The organism is Glaciihabitans sp. INWT7 (assembly GCF_014217685.1).
GTDB lineage: Bacteria > Actinomycetota > Actinomycetes > Actinomycetales > Microbacteriaceae > Lacisediminihabitans.
This window is the reverse complement of record NZ_CP043653.1, coordinates 607,956-634,737: the sequence shown is the minus strand read 5'-3', so window position 1 is coordinate 634,737 and position 26,782 is coordinate 607,956. Positions and strand designations below refer to the sequence as shown.

Here is a 26,782-nt window from a genome sequence, read left to right as displayed (position 1 = left end):
GCATGGCCGAGCCGAGACATCCGGCCTTCGAACTGGCCAAGGGCTTTCTCGGGGCCCCCCGCTTCTCGGCGGCGCTCACTCAGGTGATTATCGGGTCGCAGCTCGCTACGCTCCTGCTGCACGAACTGATGGGATGGGCAGGCGCCCTCGCCATTCTCGGCGGCCTCGTCGTGCTCGCGTCGTTTTCGCTGCTCGCCCAGCGCGAGGAGATCGAGTGGCACGGCCTTCTGCCGATCTCGCTCCTCGTCTTCGTCGGCTGGGCGACGATTTCGGTCTTCTGGAGTCAATACAACTGGGCGACCGCAGGCAGCGCGATCTACCTGCTGGCGGTGACGATGCTCGGAATCTACGTCGCGCTCATCCGGGACACGATCCAGATCGCCCGGGCCTTCGGCAACGTGCTGCGCGGAGCCCTGCTGCTCTCCCTGGTGCTGGAGATCTTCTCCGGCGTGCTCATCGACAGCCCCATCCACTTCCTCGCGATCGCGGGCAACCTCGATGTGCTCGGGCCGATCCAGGGCATCTTCGGAACCCGCAACCAGCTCGGCATCGTCACGCTCGTGGCGATCGTGACCTTCGGCACGGAACTGCGCACCAGATCGGTCCCCCGCAACCTCGCGATCGGGTCCCTGGTGCTCGGTGGGCTCACCCTGCTGCTCGCCCGGTCTCCGATCGCCTTCGGCACCCTCATGGTGGTGATGCTCGCCACCCTCGCCCTCTACGGCCTTCGGCGCGTCTCATCGGAGCGCAAGCGCATCTGGCAGTTCGTGCTCCTGGGATCGACGATCACGGTGGGTACGATCGCGTGGGCCGTCCGCACGCCGATCATCAATGCGCTCAGCGCGAGCAACGAGCTGAACCAGCGACTGGCGATCTGGCGCCCGATCCGTTTGTTGATCCCCACCCACGAACTCGAGGGCTGGGGCTGGGCAGGCCACTGGTGGGAAGGCATCCCCCCCTTCACGTATATTCGGGACGGGCTGCAGCCATCGGGCCTCAATGCCTACCTCGATGTCTGGTTCCAGGTCGGGCTCATCGGCCTTTTCGCCTTCGTCTTCATGCTCGGCCTGGCCTTCATCCGCTCCTGGCTGCTCGCCTCCCGCCAGCGAAGCTTCGTCTACGCCTGGCCCGCCCTCGTGCTCGTGGTGCTGCTCGTCACGGGGCTGGCCGAGAGTTCACTCCTGGTGGAGTTCGGCTGGCTCACCTTCGTGGTGTGTTCGGTGAAGGCCTCGCGGGAGTTGAGCTGGCGGAAGGCCTTTGCGGCCATCCGTGTGCCCTCGGGGATGGATTAGCTGGCTACTTGCCTGTCGTCATGGAATCGATTGGACGCGCGCCAGCCGACGAACGACAGCGTTACCCGCTACAGCGGCCCACACCAGCATCGCGAAAGTGAGCGCAGCGAGTCCAAACGGTGGCTGCCATTCCGGATTCAGGATCATCCTTTGGATCGCCCCGTGATCTCCCACCATGTACCTGCGCAGAGCCGTCTCCAGACTCGCGATCTGGCCGAGGCCGACCAACGTCACGCCCACGTTGAGCGCGACCCGAGATCGACCGAGAAGAGCGCGACCGTCGAAGGATTCATCGATTGCCACGCCGCAACAGATCAGGAGGCACAAGAATATGGCGAGCATGTAGCGCCCTTGCCAGATGTACCCCAGGTGCGGAGCCACGATGGCTTGGGTGACGGGGGGTACCAACAGCAGGAGTCCTCCAAAGCCCAAGGCAACCCAACGGGCCCGCCCGGTACCCCAGATGAGGGCGGCGAGCACGAGAAGCAGTACTGCCGATCCAATCACGAGAATGGTGAAAGACGGCGACGGCGTGTCTTGCCAACCGAAGATTCCGATGTAGCTGCTGGAGAAATCGAAGGAACGCGCGAGCATGCTCACAAATGCCGTGCCCGGTTTCGTTCCTGCACCCGCAAGGGGCACTTCGACGAGGCTCGGTGGGTGTGCGAACCAAACAAGCGCGCTGAAGGCGGCCACTGCCGATCCCCCGAGCGCGATCCACGCGGCTGGCCTTCTCACCAGCACGCGAAAAACCGAGCGGTCGGCGAAAATGAGGGCTGCAGCGATCACGGCAATCAGCCACAGCAGGGAGATGCTGCGTGTGCTGACGAGCAACACCACTGCTAGTACAACCGTGATGGCCCGCTCCCACAGGATCCTTCCCGTGTTCGGAGATCGCAATATACCCAAGAGTGTCACGAAGAGCAGCCCAGCCGAGGCCGCCTCCACGCCGTTCGGATTGATCGAGCCACCGAGGAAGAGCATCATGGGGGTGACTGCGAGGGTCACAGCGGCCATAGTCCATCGCGATCGCGTGAACTGCGAAGTCTGCATGAAAGTAGCCGCCAGGAGCGCTGCGCACAGGATCGCGTTGACGAACCGCATCCCGTAGAGGGCGACGTCCCCGCTGAGGAAGAGTGTCGGCGTTCCCACAATCGCGTAGTAGAGCGGCCCGTTGTTTGCCGCGCTGGTGCCCGTCAAGACCATCTCATTCGGATTGTCCACAGCGAACACCGCGCAGGCCGCTGAAACCCGCGGGTGGAAGGCGAAACAGGTGCGGTCCCGGAGTTCGGCGACATAGCGGGGCACCCGTGCGGTCGCCAATGAAGGGTGCTCAGCCCACTGTTGCGAAACAGGCTCGCCGCGGACTACGGCGGCGGCGCGAATGGCGTGAGATGGCTCATCGGGCACCGAACCGAGCGGAGACGCCAGCGCCCAGATGAGCATCGGGGCGAGCAGTAGGAGGAATGCACATACGAGAAGTCCCCAACGCCCTGTCCACAGGGAACTGGTCGGCATGCGTGGAAGCCTACCGGTGACAGGAAAGATACGATGGCGGCATGCCCCGTGTTCTCGTCGACCTCCTGCAATCGACGGGGACCAAAGGCGGCATCGAGGTCTACGCTCGCGAGCTCTACCGCGCTGTAGGGCAGCTGGATTCCGACTTCGAATTCGTCGGTTTCGCGAGCGCCGAGCTCATGAGAACCGACCATTCGTGGTTTCCGGGCGAGGTGGTCGACTCCGGCATCAGCGGTGAAAATCGTCTTACCTGGGCGATCGGCGAGCTCTTCGCCGTGTCGCGTGCCGCCCGTCGACTCGGTGCGGACCTGATCCACGGACCCGCAATGTTCGGCCCGCTCCACTCATCGGTTCCCGTCGTGATCTCTGTTCACGACCTCCTCTATTTTTCACATCCCGAGTTGATGCAGACCAAGATCTTCACCGGTCCGGTCAAGTGGATGGAGAAACGCGGCGCTGCGAACGCGAGCCGGCTCATAACCATCAGCCAGTACTCGGCCTCGGCCATTCGCCGGTACTTGAGATTCCCGAACGAGCTGATCGATGTGATTCCGCTCGCACCGCGCACGCGGGCGGTCGCCCGGTCAGAATTGCGCACCCGTCGGGGCGACCTCTTCCTGGCGATGGGGCAGCGAAGCCCGTACAAGAATTTCGAGACCATCGTCCGCGCCTGGGCGGAATTGAGGCCGGATGAGCGCCCGACGCTGGTGATCACAGGAGGACAGGGCGACGATCCGCTCGCGCCACTTGTGCGCGAGTTGGGACTCGAGGACTCGGTGGACCTCAAGACGTGGGTATCGACAGAGGAACTCAGGGAACTGCTCGCGACGGCCACGGCACTGATCGACTCGACCCTCGCGACCGGATTCTCCTTGCCGACCCTCGAAGCGATGAACGTGGGGTTGCCCGTGTTGCTTGCAGACACGGAGGTCTTCCGGGAGGTCGGAGCGGATGCCGCCGATTACTTCGCCCCCGGTGACCCGGCGTCCTTAGCGGCGGCTGTGCGCACCCTTTCGGGTGACCGTTCGCGCCGTGTGGACCTCACGCGGCTCGGCCTGGAGCGCGCGGCCAAGTACTCTTGGCACACCGTCGCGACCGACACTCTCACCACCTTTGAAAAGGCGCTCGAGCACGCAGGCGAACTGGCTAGCTGAGCCGCTCCATGGTCTGCCGAAGCAGATCGATTCCCTCGTGCACAGAAAAGTGGTGATTGCCGACGAAGAGTCCGTCGTCGTGGATCTTGTCGGCGGCGGGAAGCACATCCGGAACGATCGAGGGCAGATACTTCATCACCGGGTTCTTGGTGAAGTTGCCGGCAACGATCGGGCGGGACTCGACGGATGCCGCCGCGAGAGCCTCGACGACTTCTGATCGCCGCCCGGCAAGGGAGCCCTCGAGCACGAGTGAGAATCCGAACCAGCTGCTTTCCCCGACCTCGCGCTGCAGGCGCACCGTGTCGAGGCCCGAAAATGCAGCCGCGAAATACCTCGCGTTCTCGCGTCGACCCGCGATGAGCGAGGGCACTTTCTTCAATTGCTCGATCCCGAGGGCTCCCGACATTTCGAGGGGGCGAACGTTGTAGCCCGGAAGCACGAAGCGGAAGAGGTCGTCGAACATGTCTCCCGACTTGTGGTGGACGAAGTTCTCCGTGGGCAGTTCGCGGGTCCATCCATGGGCCCGCAGTGAGGTCAGCATCTGGTACAGCTGCTCGTCATCGGTGAGAATCATTCCGCCCTCCATCGTGGAGATGTGGTGCGAGAAGAAGGCGCTGAAGGTGCCCATCTGACCAAAGGTACCTGCCGCTTTGCCGTCGAACATCGCTCCGAGCGACTCGCAGTTGTCCTCGATGACCACCAGGCCATGGCGATCGGCAAGCGCCGTGAGACGCGAGAAGTCGTTCGGATTGCCGAGCAAGTTGACGGCGAAGATCGCTTTGGTCTTCGGGCCGATCGCCGCTTCGGCCAGGTCGAGATCCATGTTAAGGGTGTCGATGTCGATGTCGACGAACTTGAGGATGAGCCCGTACTGCTGCAGCGGATAGTAAGTCGTGGCCCAGGAGACCGCGGGCACGAGCACTTCGTCTCCAGCATTGAGGTCGCTTCGCGGATCGAGCACCGCGGCGGCAATGGCCAACAAATTGGCCGAACTGCCCGAGTTCACCATCACGCCATAGCCAGAGCCGAAATGATCGGCGAACTCGCGTTCGAACTGCGCGACGAGCGGCCCCATCGTGAACCGGCCGCTTGAGATCACCGCTTGGAGCGCGGCATACTCCTTTTCGTCCCAAGACGATGTCGCCAAGGGGAACCCAGGGCTTGTTTCGGGTGGTGTGTTCATAGCGTTACTCCTGTTGTGCCGCAAGATAGGACTGATAGACCCTCGCAATACCATCGTCAAGGGCGGTCTGCGGCAACCACCCCAGAGTATGTGCGACGCCTGAGTCGAGGATGCGTTGTCTCATCCCAGCGGGCTTCCCCGTGTCGTACTGGAATCCGCCGGCGTATCCGACCGCTCTTCGGGCGGAGTCGTAATACTCAGTGATCGTGTGATCATGCCCCACCCCCAGGTTCAGGCGGGTGGGCCACTTGCTGAGTGCCCCTACCTGAGATACCAACCAATCGGCGAGATCGAGGGAATAGGTGAATTCGCGTCGCGCCGTGCCGTCACCCCAAATGAGAACGCTCGCGTCGCCCGCGATGTGAGCGGCATGCACCTTCGCAATCGCGGCAGCGATCAGGTGCCCGTGGGAGAGCGAGTAGTCGTCGTTGGGCCCATACAGGTTGGACGGGAGCGCCACGCGATAGTCGAGGCCGAACTCCGAGCTCGCGTACTCACAGAGCTTGATGCCGGCGATTTTCGCGATCGCGTAACCCTCGTTTGCCGGCTCGAGTGGAGCCGCAAGCAGATCGCTCTCGAGAAATGGCTGCCTATAGTGCTCCGGATAGACCGCGGCACTCCCGATATAGAGCAACTCCGGCACGCGGGCGTCGATCGCAGCCGAGATAACGCTCGAATCGAGCAGGAGGTTGTCGAGCAGGTATTTCGTCGGGTTTGCGAGCTTCGCCGCGAGGCCGCCCACAACCGCCGCCGCGTGGACGATCGAATCCGGCTGGATCCGCTCCACGGCTTCCCGCGTCGCATCCTTGTCCCGCAGGTCGACCAGATCGCGCGTCAGCAACACCAACTCGTCGTACGGGCGACGAATCGCCCATCGCTCGGCAATGCTGGAGCCGAGCATCCCCCGGCCGCCGGTGAGAATTACGCGCAATTCGGCACTAGCTCTGCACGGCGTCGACGTAGTGCGTGCCCTCGGTGGCGAGAGCCGCGATGTCGGCATCCACCATAATCTGCGCGAGCCGTGGCGGGAGCACGTTCGGCACCCAGCCCAGGACTTCTTTCGCCTTTGATGGGTCTCCGATAAGGGAGTCGACCTCCGTCGGGCGAAGGTATCGCTCGTCGAAACGCACGTGTTTCTCCCATTCGAGGCCGGCGTGCGAGAACGAGAGTTCGAGGAAGTCGCGAACGGTGTACGCCGTGTTCGTCGCGAGCACGTAGTCGCTCGGCTCGTCAGCCTGCAACATTCGCCACATGCCCTCGACATACTCGGGCGCATAGCCCCAGTCTCGGACGGAGTCGAGGTTGCCCATGTAGAGCTCGGTCTGCTGGCCCGCAGCGATCCGCGCCACGGCACGGGTGATTTTACGAGTCACGAAGGTGCCACCGCGACGGGGCGATTCATGATTGAACAGGATGCCGTTGCAGGCGAAGAGGTCGTAGGCCTCACGGTAGTTGCGCGTGATCCAGTACGAATACACCTTCGCGACGCCGTAGGGCGACCGGGGGTAGAACGGCGTCTCCTCGTTCTGCGGCGGCGGAGTCGCCCCGAACATCTCCGAGCTCGACGCCTGATAGAAGCGCGGCGAAACTCCGGCAGAACGGATGGCCTCGAGCAGGCGCACCGTGCCGAGCCCCGTCGTTTCGGCGGTGTACTCGGGTTCGTCGAAACTCACCCGGACATGGGACTGCGCCGCCAGGTTGTAGACCTCGTCGGGCTGGATCTCATTGAGGAGCGTCACGAGGCGGGATCCGTCCGTGAGGTCGGCGAAGTGGAGGAAGAGCTTCTGCACTTCTTCCTGGGGGACTTCGTAGATGTGGTCGATGCGTTGGGTGTTGAAGCTCGACGAGCGCCGGATGAATCCGTGCACCTCGTAGCCCTTCGCCAGCAGCAACTCTGCAAGGTAGCTGCCGTCCTGCCCGGTGATTCCGGTGATGATGGCGCGCTTCGCCCGGGTCTCGGTCATGTCGAAATGTCCTTCGTGGGAGAGGGGGCGGGAATAGCCGTTGCAAGCTTACCCGAGGCAACTATTGGCCGGGCCTCCTCGCCCGTTAGGCTGGGCGACCGTGACCCTCGACATCATGATGCCCTTCTACGGGAGCTTCGACCACCTGAAACTCGCCGTGCAGAGCGTCCTCGCACAAACCGACCCCGACTGGCGCCTCACCGTTGTCGACGATGTCTATCCCGACCTCGCGCCCGGCGAATGGGTGAAGCAGATCGAGGACCCCCGTGTCGCCTATATCCGCAATGACACGAATCTTCGCCCGAGCCGCAACTACAACAAGAGCGTTCGGATCGCGACGAGCGAATTCTTGCAGATCATGGGGTGCGACGACGTGATGCTCCCGCGCTTCGTCGAGCGCGTCCACGAGCTCATCGTCGAGTTCCCGGATGCCGACATCATCCAGCCCGGAGTCTCGGTGGTCGATGAGAACGGAGAGGCGAGCAATCCCCTCGCTGATCGCGTCAAGGCGCTGTATCGCTTCCGCGGGACCGGGGCTCGTCGCTATCAGGGCGAGCAGCTCGCCGTGAGCCTGCTTCGGGCGAACTGGACCTACTTCCCCTCTCTGGTCTGGCGTCGGGATCGGCTCGCCACATCAGATTTCCGGACGGACCTCGACGTGGTCCAGGATCTGGCCATGCTCTTCGAGATCACGAAGGCGGGTGGGAGCCTTGTTCTCGACGACGAGATCGTCTTCAACTACCGCCGACACTCTGCCAGCGTGTCCGCTGTCACCGGCACCGACGGTTCCAAGTTCACGCAGGAGCGCACCTTCTTCTCCGAAGCAGCGGAGGCGGCCGAAGCGCTGGGGTGGAAAGGTGCCGCGCGCGCCGCGCGACGGCACTTCACCTCGCGACTGAATGCCGCCAGCGAATTGCCCGGTGCGATCTTGTCCCGCAACTCGATCGGTCGGCGAGCCCTCACCAATCACATACTGCGAGGCGACGACAGGCAGCGCCTGCGCTGAATCCTATCGATTTCGGCGCAATCGACGGCGCGCCTCAAACGCGACCGCGGCGAGGGGATTGCGACGAATTCGAGCGATCCGCGCGTACAAGTCCCGAAGCTGCGCTTCCAATCGCTCATTCTCGACGATGAGTTCGTTGGACTTGAGCAGAATCTCGTCTTGCGGCATCATCTCGTTCGCGATGACGTGCGGCTCGGTGACGTATTCACCGGCAGGCAGTGCGATGCCGACATATTGGAACACGTGCGCGTCCGTGCTCGCAAGCATGGCGAAGTACTGCGGTAACGGGGACAGCCCCATAGAAGCGAGCCGTGTCGTGAGCCACTTCTCCGGATAGCTTGCAACGGTCGGCAGCTCATCCGCAATCACAAATCCTGAGTCCTCGAAGACGGAATAGACCTCCTGGCGGTCGTAGAAGTGCAGGTGAGTCTTGTCGAGCAACCCGATCTCCGTGTAGCCGAACCTCCCATCCATGAGGTCCATCCGCACCGAGATGTGGCCCATGTGCGGAATCGAGTACACGATTGCGCCGCCGGGAGTCAGTAGCCCATGAACTGCCTGCAACACCGACCGTGGATCAGGAAGATGTTCGATGACATCTCCGAACACTACGACGTCGAAGCGGCCGAGGACGTCTCCGACGCCCTCATCTCGAATGTCGAGAACATGGGCCTCGGTCAGGCGCGAACGAGCTTCCTCGATGTCGGCATCGTTGATGTCGACGCCAACCACGGTGCATCCCTTCAGCTCCTGCAGCGCGCTTCCGAAATTGCCGGTCGAGCATCCCACATCGAGGACTCTCGAGCCGTCAGGGATGAATCTGAACATATTCGACCAGCTGTTGTTCGTCGACTCGGCAACGAAAGAATGCGTTGCGTATGGAGAAAGCGCGGCCATATTTGTCCCGTCGGTTCGGGGCCAGTGCCCCAGTTGCTGATCCGATTTGCAGTCTACCGATGGCATTGGAAATCGAGGATAGGGTGGACGCGCATAAAAATTCAGTACCTACCGGACGAGGCCAACAGTGAGCAACCCCGCCATTCGGGCGAAGAAGATCCTGGCTCGCTACAGATCCTTCATCACTCCGACAACGGATGATCTGCCTCGCCTGCGGGTGCTTTTCGCTTTTCCCCTGATCCTCCTCCTGCTTGGCGCAGTCCTCGTGGGACTCGGCCTGAACGGCACGTCTTCTGGTGCCTATTACTCGAGCGTTTACAACGGTGCAGATCCCGACCTGATCAGTGGAACTCCGCAGACAATCCGCTCGGACGAATGGAATACGGGAACCTCCTGGACCATTTCCCAACTCCAGCAGGGTTTGCCGGAGCGCAACGAGACCTTCCCCGGCGGAATGGACGCGGCTCTTCCCTACGATCTTCCTCGGCTCGACTGGTCAGTTGCCTTCCGTCCACACCTCATCGGCTTCTTGTTCCTTGACGCAGACCACGGCCAGTCCTGGCGGTGGTGGGCAAGCGGGCTCGCCCTGATCGCAGCCCTCTATGCGTTCTCGGTCACTGTGCTCCCCCGCCGACCACTGGTCGGCGCCACCATCGCTGTCGCATTCTTCTACAGTCCCTTCTTCCAGTGGTGGTACCAGTCATCCACTTTTTGGCCCGCGGTCTGGGGGCTCGCGACGATGGCAGGGCTTGTATGGGCGACGAAGACGTCGCGCGCCCTGCCGCGATGGATATGGGGCGCGGTGATCGCATATCTCACCGCGGTGATGGCGATGGGGATCTACGTCCCATACATCCTCGCTGTTGCTTACGTGGTCGCGTTCTTCGGAGTCGGACTCGTGGTCGAGAACTTGCGGCGTGGAGCGACCTGGCGTCGAGTCCTCTCGTCGATCGCCCCGATCTTCGCCGGGGGCGCGGTGGGAGCCGCAATCACCGGAATCTTCCTCGCCATACGATCGAGCACCGTCGATGGGTTTCTCTCGACCGTGTATCCCGGAGCTCGTCTATCGGAGACTGGTTCAGTTCCCCTGCGTTCCTTGGCGAGGGTGCTTGCCTCGTCGTTCACCGAGTCGCTGCAGAATGCGGGAGGCTTCCTCGGGGCGAACTCATCCGAAGCATCAACCTTCTTCTTCGTAGGGATATTCCTCGTACCCATCGCGGTGTGGGCGGTCTGGCGAGCGCGGCGAGCGCGGCGATCCCGCGTAGTGTTGCCGTGGACGCTGATTGGGCTCCTCGCAATCGTCGTTCTCTTCTTCGCCTACGCCTTCATCCCCGGCTGGGATCTAATCGCCCATGTCCTGTTCCTGGACCGAATCCCCATCGACGCTCAGCGCGTTGGTTTCGAGATCGGCCTCGGACTCGCCTCCGTGGCACTCCTGATCTGCGTGATTCGAATTCTCGACGACGCCGGCACACCCCCGGGGTGGCGCCTTTCCGGTGTTGGTGCGGGTGCGTTCCTGCTCTCGCAATTGGTGATCGGCGGTGCCTTGGTGTATCGCGGAGGTATCCACGCCCTTAACGATGCAAGCCCGTTTTGGTGGTTCTTCGCTCTCTCCTCCACGAGTGCACTCTTTCATTTCGCGCGACGGCGTCCTGCACTCGGGGCGTTGGCGCTGCTTCTCGCGACCGTTCCTGCATCCTTCTCGGTAAACCCGGCCTACATCGGAGTTTTCGACCTGAGACAGGCTCCAATCTCGCGCGAGGTCATTCAGGTCAATGCGGAGGATCCCGGAACGTGGGTGGGCATTGGCAATCCCTTGGTGACCGCGAGCCTCGTCGAGGCAGGTGTCCGGGCTTACAACGGCGTGCAGGGCGCTCCCTCTCCGCTCATGTGGAAGCAGGTTGATCCATCGAATCGATACCGAAACCAATGGGACCGAATCGGCTTCGTGAACTGGAAGCTCGGCACCGGCGAGCCGAAGGTTTTGAATCCCTCGCTGGATCAGATCGTCGTGACACTCGATGCGTGTTCTGACTTCGCCCAACGGCACGTCAAATACGTGCTGGCAGAGGGCAGCATCGACGCGAAATGCCTGGCCGTGGATGAAAGGACACGCACCCAAAAGGCGCCATACACGATCTATCGGGTCGTTCCGATTACTCCGTGAACTCCGCCCGCGAGCGCCTTCGATAGAATCGCCTGCGTGTCGAAATCAACCGAACGCACGCTGATAGTGATGCCGGCGTTCAACGAAGAGGCTTCGGTGGGCGCGGTGGTCCGCGAGGTCTTTGCCGCCCTCCCCGATGTAACGATCCTCGTGGTGGATGACGGGTCAGCGGACACGACCGCGGAGGAAGCGGCAGCCGCTGGCGCTCTTGTAGCCATCCTTCCCTTCAACCTCGGTGTCGGTGGCGCGATGCGGACGGGATTCCGTTACGCCATTGAAAACGACTTCAGCAACGTCGTCCAAATCGATTCCGATGGCCAACACGACCCTCTCGGCGTACCCGCCCTTCTCGCTGAATTGGCCACTGCTGATCTGGTCCTCGGCGCACGCTTCGCCGGTGCCGGCGACTATCGCGCCACAGGGCCACGTCAGTGGGCGATGGTCGCGCTCGCCTCTATCCTCAGCCGCACTTCCCGCACTCGACTCACCGACACGACTTCGGGATTCCGGGCATCCGGCCCTCGAGCTGTCGCCCTGTTCGCCGAGCACTACCCTGCCGAGTACCTGGGAGACACAATCGAGGCACTGGTTATCGCGTCGAGATCGGGGCTCGTGATCCGACAGGTTCCAGTGGCCATGCGGCAGCGGGCGGGCGGAGTTCCCTCACACAACCCTTTCCGTGCAGCTGCGTACCTTGCAAGAGCGGGACTCGCGCTCGTATTCGCGATGATTCGACCACCCTCGACCTACCGAGTGGGAGGGAGCGCATGAGCGTCGCCAGCTATGTCTTCGGCATCGTTTCGGCCGTCATGATCCTCATCGTTGTCGTGGAATTGCTGAGACGTCGTCATCTTCGAGAACGTCATGCGGTATGGTGGTTCATCGCCGGCCTGCTGGCGCTCGTCGCTGGGGTCTTTCCTTCGACGCTGGAGTGGGCTGCCGGACTGATCGGCATCGAAGTACCGATCAACCTGGTGTTCTTCGTCAGCATCACGATCCTCTTCCTCGTCTGTCTCCAACACAGCTCGGAGCTCACCAAACTCGAGAGCAAGACGAGGACGTTGGCTGAGCGCGTAGCCCTGATGGAATTGGATCTTAGGAAGCGTGGTTCGTCGCCGGAGGCGGAGAAGCCGATCACTCGGTCGGAGAGCCCGCCGATCGTCGACTCAGCGGTTGACGATCACCCTGGCTCCCAGAGTCGGGCACGCTGAGGCTATTTGGGATTCGAGACCGCTGTTTGCGGTGTGAACCCGAACTGAGCCGCCGAGGGTCTTCATGATCGAACACAGGTCCAGGATCTTGTCCTCGTTGTAGCCGCCGTATGACGCCACACGGAGCGCATTGCTCTTCGTCATCGAATCGGCGGCCACCTCGAGAAGCCAGAAGTTGATGAAAAGCTGGTGCCTCTCTCTCGATTGCCAGTAGATCGCCGGATGTTTCAGGTCAGCTGCCGTGAGGATCTTCTCGGCCACGTCATCACCCGCCCCGACCACGTTTCCGGAGAGGATCCAGACGATCGGCTGTTCCCAGTTATGCAGTGCGTCAGAGGGAGGAGCTGCCCCGACGATACCCGTCGCCGCCGCGGCGGCAACCGCAACGGCCACCATTCGTACGGCACCTCGCTTGGATACTGCCGCCACTGCCGCGGGCAGCAGGCCGATGATCATCACCACGAGAACAGCCGAGGCGATCCAGGCGTATTTTGTGGGATAGTACGTCCAAGGATCGGGAGCGTTCCTGGTGAAGAAGAGCAGCCCGCCAAGGCCGAGTAGAGCACCCGTCGCTACTCCGACTATGGCGACGAGCGCAGCCTTGTGGTTTCGCCATAGCGCAACACCGGCAAGAAGGACTGCGATCGCGGCGAGAACCGGAAACATCCAATGAGGGAACGCGAAAACGCCCCCGGGAGCTTTGAGGAAAGCCCGCAGGCTCAAGAAACTCGGAAGCGCGATTCCGATACCGTACGCCGCCACCTGAATCAAACCGAACCAGGGAATAAAGGCGTCCCGCCCTGACAGGGGCAGAAATGCGCGTCGATGAGAAACGATCAGGGCCGCAGCGATCGTTGCCGGTATCAGGACGAGGGGACTCCACACCGCCAGGAGGCACGTGGCGGCAAGACAAAGCAAAGTGAAGGCGATCCGCTGATGCTGTCCCGGCCGGATTGAGACCAGAACACATCCGAGCACTATTACTAGTGCGAAATGGGTGCTGATGAAACCGTAGTCGAGGGGATAGCTCGTAAAGAACCAAGACAGGGGGACGATCGATCCAGTGACCCCGACCATGGCCGCGATACGTGGGCGGTCGACGATTAGGCGAACGATCTGAGCCGTGAGCAAACCGGTGAGGAAGCACAGAAGCGCGATCAGTAGGGCCCAGACCTGCACGAATGCTCCGATGTCGTGTCGGAGCAGCATCTCCGATGACACCGAATCGCGACCCGACGACATCGCTAGGGCGAGGACCGCCGCCGGGAGAGGCACGGGGTTCTCATTGAATCCGACTCCGATACCGCCCCGATAGATGATCTCCCGAGCAAACAACAAGTTGTTTGCCATGTCATTCGACATCACCCAGAGGTAGCGCGCAGCACCCGGGACCAAACTCGAGACACCGATCGAAGCCAGCCAGATGACCGGGCCTACCAAGGCCGAGAACCAGACGCTTCGACCTCGAATCGGCGAGGGCAGCCGTCCCACCAACCGATCGAGTTTGACCAGTCCGGACAGGCCGGTCACAACCCACAACACGATGACCGTCGGTATAAGCGGCAGATGCGTCACCGTCGTAGCCATCATCACGCCGAGGATCGCCCAGAAATCGACGATCACAATTGTCACGAATGCTATCGACCCTCCCCAGCGTTCGCGCAAAAACAGCGCCCAAGGAGCCGAGCTGAGGACGATCGGAATCCAGCTAGGAAATCCGAAGAGCCCCGCGGTACCCGCTGCCACAACTATCGAAGCGAAGATGATCGCAAACACCGATGGACGCCACCTGGCCGACCTCGGTTCGAGGGATTGCGGAATGGGGAAGCTCACGAGGCAACCCGACGCGGTCGAGCCGCAAATACTGCGAGGTGAAAGAGTAGGCCGGCCGCAGGTCCGAGAATCAGCGCAGTTTCAACTCGGGGAATGAAATCTATTCCGGTCAACATCACCCCGATGGTCACGATCGCTGCGGCAAACCATCCCGACGAGTACACAAGATGTCTCGATCTGGCGAGCACGGCAGATCCCGTGACCGAGAGGGCCGCAACAAGCCCGGAGGATGCAATGAGAACGGCTATGACGTTTCCTTCGATTGAGATGTGGCGGGACCCCGATACCCACTCCAAGAGCGGCGCACCGAAAAGCCAGCCCAGTCCTGCCAGGAGCAACGTGCCGATTATGACGGCGAGAAGCACGTAAAGAAGGGTCCGGGACATCGAGCGTGCACCGTCGCGGAAACGCACGACAAAGTAACTCTGAAGTGCCATCACCGAGACGATCAGGGGCGCTCGAGTCAGGGTGATGGTGAAGATCAACTGACCCACCAATCCGCCGGGCTCGGACTTCGCGGTGAGGCCGAGCAGCAGGGGGAAGCCGCTGACGAGAATAGCCGTCGAAGCGGAGGCCAGCACCGTGCGGGCGACATTCCACGTCAGAGCGCGGTATCCCACGTCCAGATCGCTCCTCCCGACGAAACCCCCGCGGATGAACCTCCACGAGAGAACGAGGGCGAGGGGGAAAGGAAGGGCGACCACCCACGCCAGCACCACGATGTCCCTAGTGAAGAGAAGGGCGACCAGCAGGAGAACGAGCCTCAGGACGCCGTCCGCGGCGACGAGGAGGGCGACTGAGCGCCACTGCGATACGCCGTAGAGCGAGCCGCTCATGGTCGCTACCAACACGTAGCAGGCGCTTCCGACCGCCAACGGCAAGACCAGCGCCTGAGCATCGGTCCGGAAACTCGCCGAAGACCACAGGGGCGAGGAGACCACGACCAGGAGAAACACCACACCAGCGGTGACGATACCGAATGTACGTGCCCTACTAGGCGCGGTCCTGGACTCTGCGTCGATTCGATGCGTGGCCCGCGCAATCTCTTGCTGGATCCCGGACAGACCACCGATCACGAGGTAGAGGGCCGCCCAGAAGACCGCGAACACTGAGTATGCCGCCGCACCGGTCGCGCGGAAAACCACGAACGTCACGGCATATCCCGTGATACCCGCAACGACGGTCGCTCCGATGATGAGGAGAGCACTGCGGTCTCGAGTGGCCGGCGTCGCCGATGACTCCGAGTTCACGGCTGAGATGCGATCCACTCCTGCAATCGCGCCACTCCCTGCTCGACATCCCACTTCGGCGTCCAGTCGATGTTGGTCACGGAGCGGGAGATATCGCATTCGGCAAACCGCACGTCTCCGTCCCGGTAGGCACCGGTCACGTGGGGCGGGGGTGCGTGGTGAAAGGCGGCAATGTGCTGGGCGAGCTCGAGGATCGTCGTTCCCACTCCCGATCCGATGTCGAAGATAGCCGGATGCACAGTCGGCCGTCTTTCGATGACCGCACCGAGCGATGCGGCGATGTCATCGATGTAGACGAAATCGCGCACGATGGCTCCGTCTTCGTAAATCGGGATCGACTCCCCGCGCATTGCCATCCGAGAGAAGAGCGAGACGATCCCGGTGTAGGGATTGATGAGCGATTGTCCCGGCCCATAGACATTCTGAAATCTGAGAACTGTCAGTTGAGAGTCGTGAGATCCCGTCCAGGCGTGCAGGAGGTGCTCCTGCGCGAGTTTCGTCGCGCCATAGACGCTGGTAGGTGCAGGCCATGTTCTCGTCGCTTCGCTCGCCTGGGCTACTGCGCCGGGAAAGTCCCACTCCCCGCGCTCGAATTGCGCATGCGAACGCTGACCGGGGAGAAAGCTCGTCCCATCCTCCCGGAGCCACACGCCCTCTCCGTAGACTGCACGGCTGCTGCTCAGGATGAAGTGGCTCGGCACATGCCCAGCTGTCGCGAAAGCATCCAGCATCCGCGTCGTGCCGAGTACGTTCACTTCGGCGTGACGGCTGGCCTCGTGAAGGGACTGGGCAGTCCCCGTCTCTGCGGCAAGGTGAACGACGAATTCGGGGCGGAAATCAGCGAGCAATCCGGTCCACACGGATGGGTCCGAGACGTCACCGATGACCAGTTCCGCCGCAGGGTGCAGCGATGGGGGCCGTTCACCTGACGGATGGACCTGCGGGTGCAAGTTGTCCAAGACGACCCAGCGCTCTGCTGAGGATGCCATCAGATGGGACAGCGCGCTGCCGATGAATCCGGCGCCGCCTGTCACGAGCACGGTGCCGATAGTTGATCCGGTCACGGACATCCTAATTTTGCGGGGCGGGGTGGATAAGCGAATTCGAGCCTACAAGAGCGGCGGCCTCACTCGGCCATCGATACGGGCTCCGGCACCGGCTTCGGACGCCCGAGAGCCCGAACGCGGTCGTACCAGATCCGCAGTCCCCTGCCGGGGCCGACGTCTTTCAATGAGAGAGCACGCTTCTCTATCCCGTGCCAGCTCAACCACGCCATACCAACGGTGATTACGAGGGTTGCGAGCACCCAGGGAACGTATCCCCAGTGGTACCAGCCCAGGAAAGCGGTGAACTGTGCCACCAGGAATCCGTACACGTAGATTCCGTATGAATAGTCGTTCTTGCTCCCGATCCAGTGGAACGATTTGGGCAGGCTCGCCGCGAGCCAGATCACGAGATACGCGATCGCGGGATAGCCCAGGACGGTCAATCCCCCCTTCCACAGGGTGCCGAATGCGATGACGGCGGCAAACGCGGCAAGACGCCAATCGAGCGTCACTCGACGCGAGTACACGGCCAAACAAGCCCCATACAAGAAGATGAGTGGCAGGGTGATCTGATACCTGTCCTCGAGAAGAGGAAGCAGCTGCCCTGTAGATCCTGGCGCGACGAGCCTCGCGACGTTTGCGAGAAAGTAGAAGGCAGTTAGCACCAGAACGAGGAACGGCGCTCTTTTGAGCACCCCGAAAATGACCAACACCAGGATGATGAGGTATGAGCTCCACTCGTAGAACAGTGTCCAAATCGATCCGTTGAAAACGGCTCCGCCGATCTCTCCATATGGCGTCGTTGACGCGAATATGTCATAGACCCCATAAGCCCGGATGGTGAGATCCGCATTGGAGATCACGTAGTTGAAGGGGCCCGCTGAGCTGAAGCTGAAGTAGGTTCCGAGGGGACGCCCGACCATGAGCCACGCGATAGGCCCGACGACGAAAGCTGCGACGACCAAAGCGGCCCAGAACGCGGGAAATATTCGGAGGATCCGTCGCCAAATGAACTGAAGGGGATCAGAACCGAGACCACTCTTCGCGATGAGGTATCCGCTGATCGCGAAAAAGCCGAGAACAGCGATGCCCCCGATGTTTTCTTGCCCTTTGGACCGGAGCAGGAGGGGATCCTCGCCCCAACCACCGAGAGGAAACGCGTGGGAGAAGATAACTGAGGAGGCGAGCACCAGCCTGATTACGCCAAAAGAGTTGCTGTGACCGGACAGACCTTCAGAAATCGTCCGGGGCGAAAGCCAAGACGACGTCGCAACTTGCCCGGTGGTCGCCTTGGCGAGGTCGGGACTCTGGCTGGTCATAGGTCGGGCGTTGTCTTCCATCAAGTCAACTCTAACGATGGGGTTGGAGCAGGTCTCTCACCATGTCGAGGCGTCCTTGGCTGGTGAAGTCGCTGTACCAGTGTCGGGCATTCGCTTGAAGGATCGGACCAAGACGTAGGAGTCGCGCGTCGGGAAGCCTCGTGCGCCACTCTTCGACGCGCTCCTTCGCACGCGCGCGCTCAAGATACGGCGCCGGAACTCGCGAACCGAGCGAGGTCAAGCGTTCGACGAGAAGTCCGGACCGCACGGCAAGACCGGCATTACGATCACCGCGAGGCTCCAGCACACGCCTGATTTTCACCCTCAGCGTTGCTCGTCGCACGCCGATCTGATTTGCGCCATGCTGCCGATAGTCGACGAGGCGCTCTGTCATCAGATCGACGCTGGCAGTGGCCGCGGCGATGATGGCCAACCATTCATCGTGCACCCAGGGGAGCGGGAAGGGAGCAGCAGAATCGAGAAGCTCCCGACGCACCATCATCGTTGCTCCGGTCGCGACATTCCGCCGGAGAAGGACGTCGAAGGCGGCTCCACTACGAACCTGCCGGATCACATCGGCATCGATCTCGAGGGCGTCGAAGAGTCCAAGGCCGAGGCTCGTTCCCGATGCATCAACAAGGCGTGCGTCGCCGAACAGCGCCGTCAGATGGGGGTGCGACCACATCTCCGCTGCCTGTTTCTCCAGCCGCCCCTCGTCCCACAGATCGTCTTGGTCGCAGAGTGCGATCAGGTCGCCGGAGCACGCCAGCAGAGCCTGTTCGAAATTCTTTGTGACACCGAGAGGTTTCGGATTTTCGATCACGACGAGACGCACACGCGCCTCCCGGCTTCCCTCGGGCAGCCCCGCGAACACGGCTCTGATCCTGTGAACTGTGTCGTCCGTCGAAGCGTCATCCGAGACGATCACCTCGATCGGCAACGATGACTGTCGAAGAATGCTTTCAACCTGGGGAACGACGAAATCTGCACCGTTGCGAGTACACAAAGCGACTGAGACGGTCCCGGTCATGCCCGACCCTCATCTATGGATTCTCGGAGGATGCCGGCCTCAGACGTTCGCGCCGAGCGGGATGGACGCAGCGAAGCTAAATGGAACCTGCATCCAGCCCTTGCCTGCGTTGAGCGCAGCGAAAGTTGAGGCTCCCACGTGGTGGCGCTGCCCCCCGGCAATCTGGTAGATGGCGCCGTCGGCCGTGCGGATGAAATTGATCGCCGGCGCCGCTGTTGTCGTGTGAGCACAGGTGAGCGGATCTAGTTGCACATAGGTGAATGGGAAGAGCGACTGCATTAGCGAATCGACGGGCCGAAGAGCGCCGCCCACCGAAACCGACTTCGTGCTGCCGCACTGGATACCGAAAGTGAGCCGACTGGGGTTCAGTGCGTAGCTGTCCAAGCTGCCTGCCGTCGCGTACGACCACATCGTGAAGCCGGCGGAAGTGGTGTAGTCAAAGTTGCCCACGGGGATCTTCCCACCTAGTCCATCGAGAAGGAAGATCTGCGGATTACCGGTGGTTCGGTACATATTTCCCGGCCCGAGAACCAGTGGTCCCTTGGCCATCCCCGAGACGAGCGCACCTGGGAGACTGAGGATTGTCGGATTGGCTGTATTCGCGATCGCGACCAGTGCATCCCACCCACCAACCGGGCGCAAAGCCGTCGGAGTAGTCACGAATACTGATGCGTCGATCGGTGATTTCACGAAGGAACCCTCCGGCAGGGTCCCCAAATCTGCATACGAATCCACGAAGGCCTGGCTCGCAGGCAGGACGGCTGCAGTGGGTACCGACGGAAGCAAGACTGACGCATATCTGCCACCAGCACTGAGAACCTGCGGTGTGGTGGATGCTGGTGCAGTCACCGCACCGGTGAAGTTGCTCGCGCCGGAAGCGATCAAAGCCAGGCTCTCTGCACGCAACGAGCCAGCAGCCCGTGCTGCCGCTCCGACTGTCGACACGTCGCTCGGTGCGAGGGGGAATTTCTTGGACGACCCAAGGTAGAAGTACTCTCCAGTCCCTCGTTGCCCGACATAGACGGAATCGCGCACTACGGGAGGGCCGAATGGGAGATCGGCGAGGGCCGCCTCAGTGAGGACGTTAAAGCCAGCGACTATCCCCGCCGCAGACTGCGAAGCGTTGTCCAAAACCTCGTGCTTAACACCCGCGGAAAGCCAGTAACGCGGGCCCCCCTGCGTGCCGAGGACCGGCGTTACATAAGGTCCGGTGTGGAAGGCGGCGACCTGCGCATCGGTCATATTCACATACCCATCAGCAGCGCAGGATCCGCCATAGTCGACCACCTGGGCACAGGACGTGAATTGAAGTTTAATCGCCGCATCTATGAAATAAATCGCGCCGTCAGGACCGCGGACAATACGTCCGAGGGTTCGGCCCGTAGTGAGTGTGTCGAGGTAGGTCTGCGAAACGATGCTCGCCGGACCGAGTGGAGCGAACGCGTTGTACACCGCGAAACTGGTGACCGGGTATTTGTTGGTTCCAACGACCATGTAGACCGTGGGGTCCGCTGCGGTCCGCAGCATCGAAGACGCCGTTGTGGCGCCGAACCAGTCTGTGAACAGAGCCCAGAAGTTGCGATTACCGTAGGAACTGCACGCGTCTCCGGTACCGTACATGTTGCCCAGCGCAGCCGCGTTGGGCTGATACGGCGTGTAGTTATAGAGGCCGGCGGTCGCGGAATTTTGGACGAAGACCGCACTCGCGCCACAGGCAGCGTTGGGGCTCCATCGAACCTGGTTCACCCTGCCTGCTCTGATGTTGAAAGAACCGGGCGAAGTCAAATAAATCTTGAACTGGAGGGATGCGGCCCACAGCTGGTTGAAGAATCCGTAGTAGGTCGAATCGCACGCAGCAGTATCCGGGCATCCGAATCCGGTGGCTATCTTGTACCGGCCGGCCGACGGTGCGGTAGAGGTGACGAGACCTTCCTCTTTTTCCAGCAAGACGATAAGGGCTCTTTGACTTATTCCGCAGGCAGCACCCACTCTGGCGATGATCTGGGCTGCCGACTCGTTCGCAAGGCCCTGGTATGCCGCGCACCTCCCGGCAACTGCGGCGCGTGACGGCGTGTCCTGCCGGTAGTCTTTCAGGCAGGTGTAGCCAGCCTGGCAGCTCCGAACCTTGGAGTTCAGGAAATTCTGAGCAGTCTCGATAGACATGGCGCCGCCGTCGTAGAACATGGAATCGCTGATGATCATCCCGGCGTTGAATTGACTTCCGACGGCCGCGTCGGCTGTATGGGCCGGCGCGGTGGCGGGCAGTATCGACGCCACCAGCACAGCCGCCGTCATTATTGCGACAATTCGATATTTCGATTTCACGAGATCTCCCAGAAGAGCGAACGCTAAGGGAAGACGCCCGCTCACAGCCCGCTGCAGAGTCGCAGCGCATTCCCCCCGGTGTTCAGATTACCTAGGATTGGCCGAAATGGCCGGACATTCTGGATTCCTATGCCACGCAGTCCATGTTCCCCGCAGACGTTCCGTCTAGTATGTAGCGATCCCCCGCCATCCGCTCGAGTTCGCGCGCCAAGTTCGCGAACTCGTCACCCGTCTGACTTCAGGGCGGTGCGACTTATAATCGAGTGCTGGGTGTGCCGGCAGAGAAAGAACGAATCAAGCCATTGGACTCACTGACTCAGACCCGCCTCATCAAGGCAGAACGTCTCGCCAAAATTAACGAGATGCCGTTTCTCGATGTCGGCACGTCGGGCGGATTCTTCGGCGGCACAGTGAAGTCGATCAGCGAAATCTGGCAGCATCGCGAACTGCTGGGTCGCCTGGTCAGGCGCGAGGTGAAGGCACGATATAAAGACAGCAAGCTCGGGATCGTCTGGAGTCTGTTCCGGCCGCTCATTCAACTGCTCATCTACTATTTTGCCATCGGCAAAATTATGGGTGCCGGGCGGCAGACGCCTGACTTCGCAATTTTCGTTTTCATCGGACTGACCTTCTGGATGCTTTACAGCGAGATAATCGCTGGCGGGGTGCGCTCGATTATGGACAATGCCGGCTTGGTGAAAAAGGTCTATCTCCCCCGAGAGATATTCCCGCTGAGCTCGATCGGTAGCGCCCTAGTGAACTTCTTCATCCAGTTCGCGGTGCTTCTCATCGGAATCGCACTGCTCAGTACCTATGCATTCGCTCCGACCCTGCTGCTCGCGCCGTTGTCCTTCATCACGCTCCTCACCTTCGGGACAGCTATTGCGCTACTCGTCGCGGCGCTGAACGTCTACCTCCGCGACGTGCAACACTTCGTTGAGATCTACTTGCTCGTTTTCTTTTGGGCCTCCCCGATCGTCTACCCATTCACCTTCGTGCACCGCGAGCTCGGAGGGAACTGGCTAGAAGAGCTCTATCTTGCTAACCCCGTGACTATCGCTATAGTCGGCGCACAGAAAGCGCTTTGGACATCGGGCTCGAATGGTGCCGGCGGAATCGTACAATTTTGGCCAGCGCACCTCGAACTCCGACTAGTGATAGCGCTGGTTGTGAGTGTGGTTCTTCTGTGGATTTCGCAGCGGGTGTTTTCCCGCCTGCAGGGCAATTTCGCGCAGGAGCTGTAAACCATGTCCCTCCCCACGATCGTCAACGTATCCGGCGTCTCGAAGAAGTTCACCCTCAATCGCCACAAGTCGATTAAAGAGCGGCTGGTGAACTCCGCGGTCGAGAAGAAGTTCAGGGAAGATTTCTGGGCCTTGAGGGATATCGACCTCGATATCAAGGCCGGCTCGACCCTCGGTCTCGTCGGACACAACGGTTCGGGCAAGAGCACTCTCCTGAAAGTCATCGGCGGAATCATCGAGCCGACGACGGGGAAAGTGGAACGCCGCGGTCGGATGGCAGCTCTCCTGGAGCTCGGAGCGGGCTTTCATCCAGACCTCACGGGTCGCGAGAACGTCTACCTGAATGCCGCGATCCTCGGGCTGAACCAGCGTGAGATCGATCGCTATTTCGACGCGATCGTCGACTTCTCCGGAATCGAAGACTTCATCGATACCCAGGTGAAGTTCTTCAGCTCTGGCATGTACGTTCGGCTCGCTTTCGCCGTGGCGGTGCACGTGGACCCGGATCTGCTCCTGGTGGATGAGGTGCTCGCCGTCGGCGATGAGCCGTTCCAGAACAAGTGCGTCGCAAAAATCGCCGAGTTCCAGAAGGAGGGGCGCACGATTGTGGTCGTCAGTCATTCTGCGGCCCAGATCGAGTTGCTCGCTGACCGCGTCGTCGTGATGAACCATGGCGAGATGATCTTCGACGGCAAGACCGAGGATGGCATTCGCGTGCTTCAGGGCGGCTATGAAGCCCAACGACTACATGAGGAGAGCCTCCACGCCGCGGATTCCGCTCCCGCCACACGTGTCACGAGTGTGCTCATCGCGTCCGCGGAGCCCGAGGATGAGAAGGTCGTCGTTTCGGGCGCAGATATGACGGTCTCGTTCGGTTACGAGATCCTAGAGCCCGAAGAGCCGATTATCGCGAACCTCACGATTGAGACTCCACAGGGTGCCCTCGTTTACGGCTTCTCCACGCGGATGCTGGACTCCGAGATTCCACACACCGTCGGACGTCACCAGGTGGACTTCACCTTCACCGACCCTGCTCTCGGCACAGGCACTTACATCTTGCGCGGTGGGCTCGAAACCCTTGCCGGGGAACAGCTGCACCAACTCAGTCCCGCCTCCACGTTCACCGTGAGCAGCGCGTCACTGGGAACGGGCTACCTTCGCATGGACCTGAGCACGCACGTCTACTCGCTTCCTCCGGTGTGATCGCCGATAGCATCAGCCCCCTTGCGCTGATGCTCGAGTGAACCTGCCGCGATACCGGCGGAGTCCTCGAGATCGATATTTGCCGCGGCCCTCAGGCTTGACCACTTGCGAGCCTGATAGAACGGGTTGATGACCAGCCAGAACAGGCGGCGCTTCCAGCTGTAGGACCGGTCCCGCAGAATCCGCTCGGTATCTCCCGCGGCGGACCGCAGAACCCTCCGAATCAGGCCCAGCCTGGACATCTGCGGGACCTCGACACCGATCTGCCGCAACCCGACTGTCTCATCGAAGATCCTCGCTCCGAACTCCGAATAAGTGAGGTCGTTCGAGTGCTCCACCGCCGCGCGCGGTGCGTAGGCCTTCCAGTACCCTGCCTCGATCACGTCCTGACCGAACATCTGGTCTTCGGCATATCGGACGTCCCGATACGGGATCGTATCGACCAGAAGGGCGCGGCGAGCCGCGGAATTCACGTCTGAGTAGAAGGTTATCGCTGCCAGTGTGCCGGCATCCTTGACGAACATGTCGCGATAGAAAACGCTGGTGCCGAAGTCAGGTCCGAATTGTGCGAAAACGCCGTTGATCTCATATTTCATGAGCGGAAAGCAGGTTGCTCTCGGAATCTGTTTGCCCATAACGGCGACAATTCGCTCATCAATCCCGAACGGCGCCGTAATCTCGTGGAGCCACGACGGTGAGACTGGGATGGCATCGTGTGTCAGATAGGCGATGAATTCTCCTGTCGCAAGTGAGGCGGCGAGATTTCGCGTCCTACCGTGGCCGAACTCAGAGTTCGGGATCTGGTGCAGCCTCACCGCGGGATACTCGGAGACGATTGACAGGGTGCCGTCGGTGGATCCCGAATCGATGACCAGGACCTCGAACTCGCCCTCGAGATCCTGGGCGAGAACGGAGTCGAGAATACGCCGCAGGTACTTCTCGCCGTTGAAGGTGAGGATTACAACGCTTGCCACGATAGGAGCAGAGTCCTTGTCACTGTTCATGTTGGGCTCTCATTTCTTCATAGGTGCGGCTGACACCTTCGTCTAGCGAGGTTAGGTCGAATTCGCCGAACTCGGTCCGAAACCGGGACGTATCGAGCACGACTCGGTCGACGAAAGTCGCGGGAATCGGCTTCTCGACGACCACCAATTCCCGACCAGTTACGCGGTGAAGCGAATCGAGCACGTCGGCGACCGAATGCCCGACGCCGCTGCCGAGGTTGTACGTGGACTGGGCCGGCGTCTTATCAACCATTCGCGCAATCATCCGCACCAGGTCTTCGACGTATAAGTAGTCCCGCACCATCGATCCGTCACCGAATCGCACGATCGGTTGATCGGTCAGGATCTGGCGCAGCGCGATCGGGATCAGACCCTGTCGCCGCAGGGGCGGCTGCCGTGTGCCGTAGGGGTTGGAAATCCTGAGTGCGGTAGACCGCAATCCGTGCATGACTTCGAAATAGCGTAGGTAGTTCTCGATCGAGAGCTTGCCGATCGCATACGGTGAGACTGGATCCGTTCGATCCGTCTCGACGTAGATTTGTTTCCCCTGAGGCCCGTAGATCGCCCCTCCCGTCGAAGCGAAGTAGACGTGCCCCACTTCGGCGGCCACGCAGGCCTCCAGCAATTCGACCGACCGCACGACGTTCGTGCGGATGTCGAGTGTCGGGTCGCTCTCCGCAGTGGCCGGAGTCGTCGTCGAGAGGAAGTGGAATACGGAATCTGCTCCTTCGACGAGGGAGTCGACATCCGTGCGATTGAGAAACTCCCCGCGCACGATTTGAACACCCTTCGCCGTGAATTTCGGCGCTGAAGAGCTGAAACGCCCGAACGCTGCCACATCGTGCCCCTCAGCGGCCAGGACATCGACGAGGTGGGAACCGATGAAACCATTGGCTCCGATGACAACAGCTTTAGCCACGCATGGCCCTTTCGAAAGCGTCCACGAATTGTTCACCTGAACGCTCCCAGGTGAGTCCGTCCAGTGACTCCGACATCGCGACGGCGCGCTCGGTCGCATCCGCTCTCTCCACGACCTCCACTAGCCGATCCGCGATCGCACCGGGCGAAGATGCCACATAGTCGATGTACGGGTTGTCCGAGACGAGGCGATTGTTGGGGGCATCATTGACGACCGGAGCAACCCCGGCTGACATCAACTCAAGCGGCAACAACGACATATTGGTCGCGGAGATTACAAGACCGGCAGCACACCGGTTGTAGATTTCGTTCAGCGCAGGAACGTCCACACCGGCAAGATTTTTGTGGGGGAATCCGATCTTCCAGCGGGAAACGTCGTACCCGGCCAGGTTGATTGTTATCTCCGGCTTCCGGGCGGCGAATTCTTCGAGCGCCATAATACCGATCTCAAAGCCTCGCCGTGGGGTCACGGGACGTGCGTAGAAGAAGATCTCGGTTCGGGGACTGGTATTGGTCACCGAATAGAGACTCCGTTCGACGGCGAAATCGAAATGGTCGGTCTTCATTCCGTATTCGTCGTGGAGCTTTTGGGAAAGCCATCCACCCGCAGTGATCCCGTGAAATCCGAACCTATAAGTGTTCTCAGCGAGTATCGATTCCGAGCCGAGCGGGTAGAAACCCGGCTCGAAATCCTGGACGAAATAGAACCGCCGGGCGGTCGATTTGTCAAGAAACGCAGGATAGGCGGTCTCCCATCCTGTAGCGAAGATCGCCTGAACAGAGTCGTCGACTCCTTTCCTCCTGTCCAACATCTCCATCGATGCACGAACATCGGGATATCCGCCTGATTCACGCATCATCGCCCGCATGTCCTTGGGATTCACAATGACCGGCGTGCTCGTGTAGAAGTAGACCTTGCAGATATGCCCCGCCTTCTCGGCGAAGTCGATGAAACGGAACAGGTTCTGGTGACCGCCGCTATTCGCACTCGGGGGAGACATTATCCAGGCGATGGTCACTTCACCGGATTTGACCGTGTCGGGGCTCGACAGTTGCACGGGAGGGCGAGCCCAATCCGCTTCGAGTGCGTCCTCGGTACGCACGGCCATGTCCACGGTCTCACCCGAAATCTCCGAAGTGAGCCGCTTGCGCGAACGGGCGAGAAACGACTGCCAACCTTCGGTCCGAAGTATTCGAAGGCCGACGGCGACCAGTCTC

22 protein-coding genes are annotated in these 26,782 nt (G+C 61.1%); 8 read left to right on the top strand and 14 right to left on the bottom strand.

What is annotated here, in order from left to right; genetic code table 11:
• The first annotated feature begins 2 nt into the window (after positions 1-2).
• Positions 3-1,292, top strand: coding sequence for an O-antigen ligase (locus F1C58_RS03095; RefSeq protein ID WP_185202561.1), 1,290 nt, complete (start codon positions 3-5; stop codon positions 1,290-1,292).
• A gap of 18 nt (positions 1,293-1,310) precedes the next feature.
• Here the strand turns inward: F1C58_RS03095 and F1C58_RS03090 are convergent, their stop codons facing one another.
• Positions 1,311-2,810: a DUF2142 domain-containing protein gene (locus tag F1C58_RS03090; protein ID WP_185202560.1), complete on the bottom strand. Its 1,500-nt coding sequence runs from the start codon at positions 2,808-2,810 to the stop codon at positions 1,311-1,313.
• Between the two features lie 41 nt (positions 2,811-2,851).
• Between F1C58_RS03090 and F1C58_RS03085 the strand changes: the two genes are divergently transcribed.
• Complete coding sequence (locus F1C58_RS03085; protein ID WP_185202559.1) at positions 2,852-3,964, top strand: glycosyltransferase family 1 protein; 1,113 nt, start codon at positions 2,852-2,854, stop codon at positions 3,962-3,964.
• Here F1C58_RS03085 and F1C58_RS03080 read toward each other — a convergent pair.
• Genes F1C58_RS03080 through gmd form a run of 3 tightly spaced genes read right to left on the bottom strand, consistent with a single transcriptional unit; the run spans position 3,957 to position 7,111 of the window.
• Complete coding sequence (locus tag F1C58_RS03080) at positions 3,957-5,111, bottom strand: DegT/DnrJ/EryC1/StrS aminotransferase family protein (protein WP_255461232.1); 1,155 nt, start codon at positions 5,109-5,111, stop codon at positions 3,957-3,959. The two genes, F1C58_RS03085 and F1C58_RS03080, sit on opposite strands and share 8 nt — an antisense overlap.
• Positions 5,112-5,151: 40 nt before the next feature.
• Positions 5,152-6,078: an NAD-dependent epimerase/dehydratase family protein gene (locus F1C58_RS03075; RefSeq protein ID WP_185202557.1), complete on the bottom strand. Its 927-nt coding sequence runs from the start codon at positions 6,076-6,078 to the stop codon at positions 5,152-5,154.
• Positions 6,079-6,085: 7 nt separating this feature from the next.
• On the bottom strand, positions 6,086-7,111 hold the full coding sequence (gmd, locus tag F1C58_RS03070; RefSeq protein ID WP_185202556.1) for a GDP-mannose 4,6-dehydratase: 1,026 nt from the start codon (positions 7,109-7,111) through the stop codon (positions 6,086-6,088).
• A gap of 100 nt (positions 7,112-7,211) precedes the next feature.
• Here gmd and F1C58_RS03065 point away from each other — a divergent pair, with 100 nt between their 5' ends.
• On the top strand, positions 7,212-8,117 hold the full coding sequence (locus F1C58_RS03065) for a glycosyltransferase (protein WP_185202555.1): 906 nt from the start codon (positions 7,212-7,214) through the stop codon (positions 8,115-8,117).
• Between the two features lie 3 nt (positions 8,118-8,120).
• Here the strand turns inward: F1C58_RS03065 and F1C58_RS03060 are convergent, their stop codons facing one another.
• Entirely contained in the window at positions 8,121-9,014 is an 894-nt protein-coding gene (locus tag F1C58_RS03060) for a bifunctional 2-polyprenyl-6-hydroxyphenol methylase/3-demethylubiquinol 3-O-methyltransferase UbiG (RefSeq protein WP_185202554.1), read from the bottom strand.
• Between the two features lie 127 nt (positions 9,015-9,141).
• Here F1C58_RS03060 and F1C58_RS03055 point away from each other — a divergent pair, with 127 nt between their 5' ends.
• From F1C58_RS03055 to F1C58_RS03045, 3 genes are all read left to right on the top strand, one after another.
• Positions 9,142-11,181, top strand: coding sequence for a hypothetical protein (locus tag F1C58_RS03055; protein WP_185202553.1), 2,040 nt, complete (start codon positions 9,142-9,144; stop codon positions 11,179-11,181).
• 69 nt (positions 11,182-11,250) lie between these two features.
• Entirely contained in the window at positions 11,251-11,952 is a 702-nt protein-coding gene (locus F1C58_RS03050) for a glycosyltransferase family 2 protein (RefSeq protein WP_185203961.1), read from the top strand.
• On the top strand, positions 11,949-12,392 hold the full coding sequence (locus F1C58_RS03045) for a DUF2304 domain-containing protein (protein ID WP_185202552.1): 444 nt from the start codon (positions 11,949-11,951) through the stop codon (positions 12,390-12,392). The genes F1C58_RS03050 and F1C58_RS03045 overlap by 4 nt, the downstream gene beginning before the upstream one ends.
• Here F1C58_RS03045 and F1C58_RS03040 read toward each other — a convergent pair.
• The 6 genes from F1C58_RS03040 to F1C58_RS03015 all read right to left on the bottom strand — a co-directional run bounded on the left by F1C58_RS03040 (position 12,348) and on the right by F1C58_RS03015 (position 21,195).
• Complete coding sequence (locus F1C58_RS03040; protein ID WP_185202551.1) at positions 12,348-14,024, bottom strand: hypothetical protein; 1,677 nt, start codon at positions 14,022-14,024, stop codon at positions 12,348-12,350. The genes F1C58_RS03045 and F1C58_RS03040 overlap by 45 nt on opposite strands.
• 197 nt (positions 14,025-14,221) lie before the next feature.
• Positions 14,222-15,475: a hypothetical protein gene (locus tag F1C58_RS03035; RefSeq protein WP_185202550.1), complete on the bottom strand. Its 1,254-nt coding sequence runs from the start codon at positions 15,473-15,475 to the stop codon at positions 14,222-14,224.
• Positions 15,472-16,539: an NAD-dependent epimerase/dehydratase family protein gene (locus tag F1C58_RS03030; RefSeq protein WP_370543681.1), complete on the bottom strand. Its 1,068-nt coding sequence runs from the start codon at positions 16,537-16,539 to the stop codon at positions 15,472-15,474. Before F1C58_RS03030 ends, F1C58_RS03035 begins: the two co-directional genes overlap by 4 nt.
• 62 nt (positions 16,540-16,601) lie before the next feature.
• Positions 16,602-17,861, bottom strand: a complete 1,260-nt coding sequence (locus tag F1C58_RS03025) for an acyltransferase (protein WP_185202548.1) — start codon at positions 17,859-17,861, stop codon at positions 16,602-16,604.
• A gap of 10 nt (positions 17,862-17,871) precedes the next feature.
• Complete coding sequence (locus tag F1C58_RS03020) at positions 17,872-18,870, bottom strand: glycosyltransferase family 2 protein (protein WP_185202547.1); 999 nt, start codon at positions 18,868-18,870, stop codon at positions 17,872-17,874.
• Positions 18,871-18,909: 39 nt separating this feature from the next.
• Positions 18,910-21,195 (bottom strand): hypothetical protein, encoded by a 2,286-nt coding sequence (locus F1C58_RS03015; protein ID WP_185202546.1) that lies wholly within the window; start codon positions 21,193-21,195, stop codon positions 18,910-18,912.
• Positions 21,196-21,467: 272 nt separating this feature from the next.
• Between F1C58_RS03015 and F1C58_RS03010 the strand changes: the two genes are divergently transcribed.
• Both F1C58_RS03010 and F1C58_RS03005 read left to right on the top strand, forming a co-directional pair.
• Positions 21,468-22,439 (top strand): ABC transporter permease, encoded by a 972-nt coding sequence (locus tag F1C58_RS03010; RefSeq protein WP_255461231.1) that lies wholly within the window; start codon positions 21,468-21,470, stop codon positions 22,437-22,439.
• 3 nt (positions 22,440-22,442) lie between these two features.
• On the top strand, positions 22,443-23,642 hold the full coding sequence (locus F1C58_RS03005; protein ID WP_185202545.1) for an ABC transporter ATP-binding protein: 1,200 nt from the start codon (positions 22,443-22,445) through the stop codon (positions 23,640-23,642).
• On the opposite strand, the gene F1C58_RS03000 is transcribed toward F1C58_RS03005, so the two are convergent.
• Genes F1C58_RS03000 through F1C58_RS02990 form a run of 3 tightly spaced genes read right to left on the bottom strand, consistent with a single transcriptional unit; the run spans position 23,621 to position 26,673 of the window.
• On the bottom strand, positions 23,621-24,646 hold the full coding sequence (locus F1C58_RS03000; RefSeq protein ID WP_185202544.1) for a glycosyltransferase family 2 protein: 1,026 nt from the start codon (positions 24,644-24,646) through the stop codon (positions 23,621-23,623). The genes F1C58_RS03005 and F1C58_RS03000 overlap by 22 nt on opposite strands.
• Positions 24,636-25,565, bottom strand: coding sequence for an NAD-dependent epimerase/dehydratase family protein (locus tag F1C58_RS02995; RefSeq protein WP_185202543.1), 930 nt, complete (start codon positions 25,563-25,565; stop codon positions 24,636-24,638). Before F1C58_RS02995 ends, F1C58_RS03000 begins: the two co-directional genes overlap by 11 nt.
• Positions 25,558-26,673 carry a glycosyltransferase gene (locus F1C58_RS02990; RefSeq protein ID WP_185202542.1) on the bottom strand — a complete coding sequence of 372 codons (1,116 nt, stop codon included), beginning with the start codon at positions 26,671-26,673 and terminating at the stop codon, positions 25,558-25,560. Before F1C58_RS02990 ends, F1C58_RS02995 begins: the two co-directional genes overlap by 8 nt.
• Positions 26,674-26,782 lie beyond the last annotated feature (109 nt).

Bases quoted from the DNA above. Each gene is read 5' to 3' on its own strand.
- F1C58_RS03095 (WP_185202561.1), top strand. From the start codon at position 3: ATGGCCGAGCCGAGACATCCGGCCTTCGAACTGGCCAAGGGCTTTCTC.
- F1C58_RS03090 (WP_185202560.1), bottom strand. From the start codon at position 2,810: ATGCCGACCAGTTCCCTGTGGACAGGGCGTTGGGGACTTCTCGTATGT.
- F1C58_RS03085 (WP_185202559.1), top strand. From the start codon at position 2,852: ATGCCCCGTGTTCTCGTCGACCTCCTGCAATCGACGGGGACCAAAGGC.
- gmd (WP_185202556.1), bottom strand. From the start codon at position 7,111: ATGACCGAGACCCGGGCGAAGCGCGCCATCATCACCGGAATCACCGGG.
- F1C58_RS03060 (WP_185202554.1), bottom strand. From the start codon at position 9,014: ATGGCCGCGCTTTCTCCATACGCAACGCATTCTTTCGTTGCCGAGTCG.
- F1C58_RS03050 (WP_185203961.1), top strand. From the start codon at position 11,251: ATGCCGGCGTTCAACGAAGAGGCTTCGGTGGGCGCGGTGGTCCGCGAG.
- F1C58_RS03045 (WP_185202552.1), top strand. From the start codon at position 11,949: ATGAGCGTCGCCAGCTATGTCTTCGGCATCGTTTCGGCCGTCATGATC.
- F1C58_RS03025 (WP_185202548.1), bottom strand. From the start codon at position 17,861: ATGGAAGACAACGCCCGACCTATGACCAGCCAGAGTCCCGACCTCGCC.
- F1C58_RS03020 (WP_185202547.1), bottom strand. From the start codon at position 18,870: ATGACCGGGACCGTCTCAGTCGCTTTGTGTACTCGCAACGGTGCAGAT.
- F1C58_RS03005 (WP_185202545.1), top strand. From the start codon at position 22,443: ATGTCCCTCCCCACGATCGTCAACGTATCCGGCGTCTCGAAGAAGTTC.
- F1C58_RS03000 (WP_185202544.1), bottom strand. From the start codon at position 24,646: ATGAACAGTGACAAGGACTCTGCTCCTATCGTGGCAAGCGTTGTAATC.
- F1C58_RS02990 (WP_185202542.1), bottom strand. From the start codon at position 26,673: ATGGCCGTGCGTACCGAGGACGCACTCGAAGCGGATTGGGCTCGCCCT.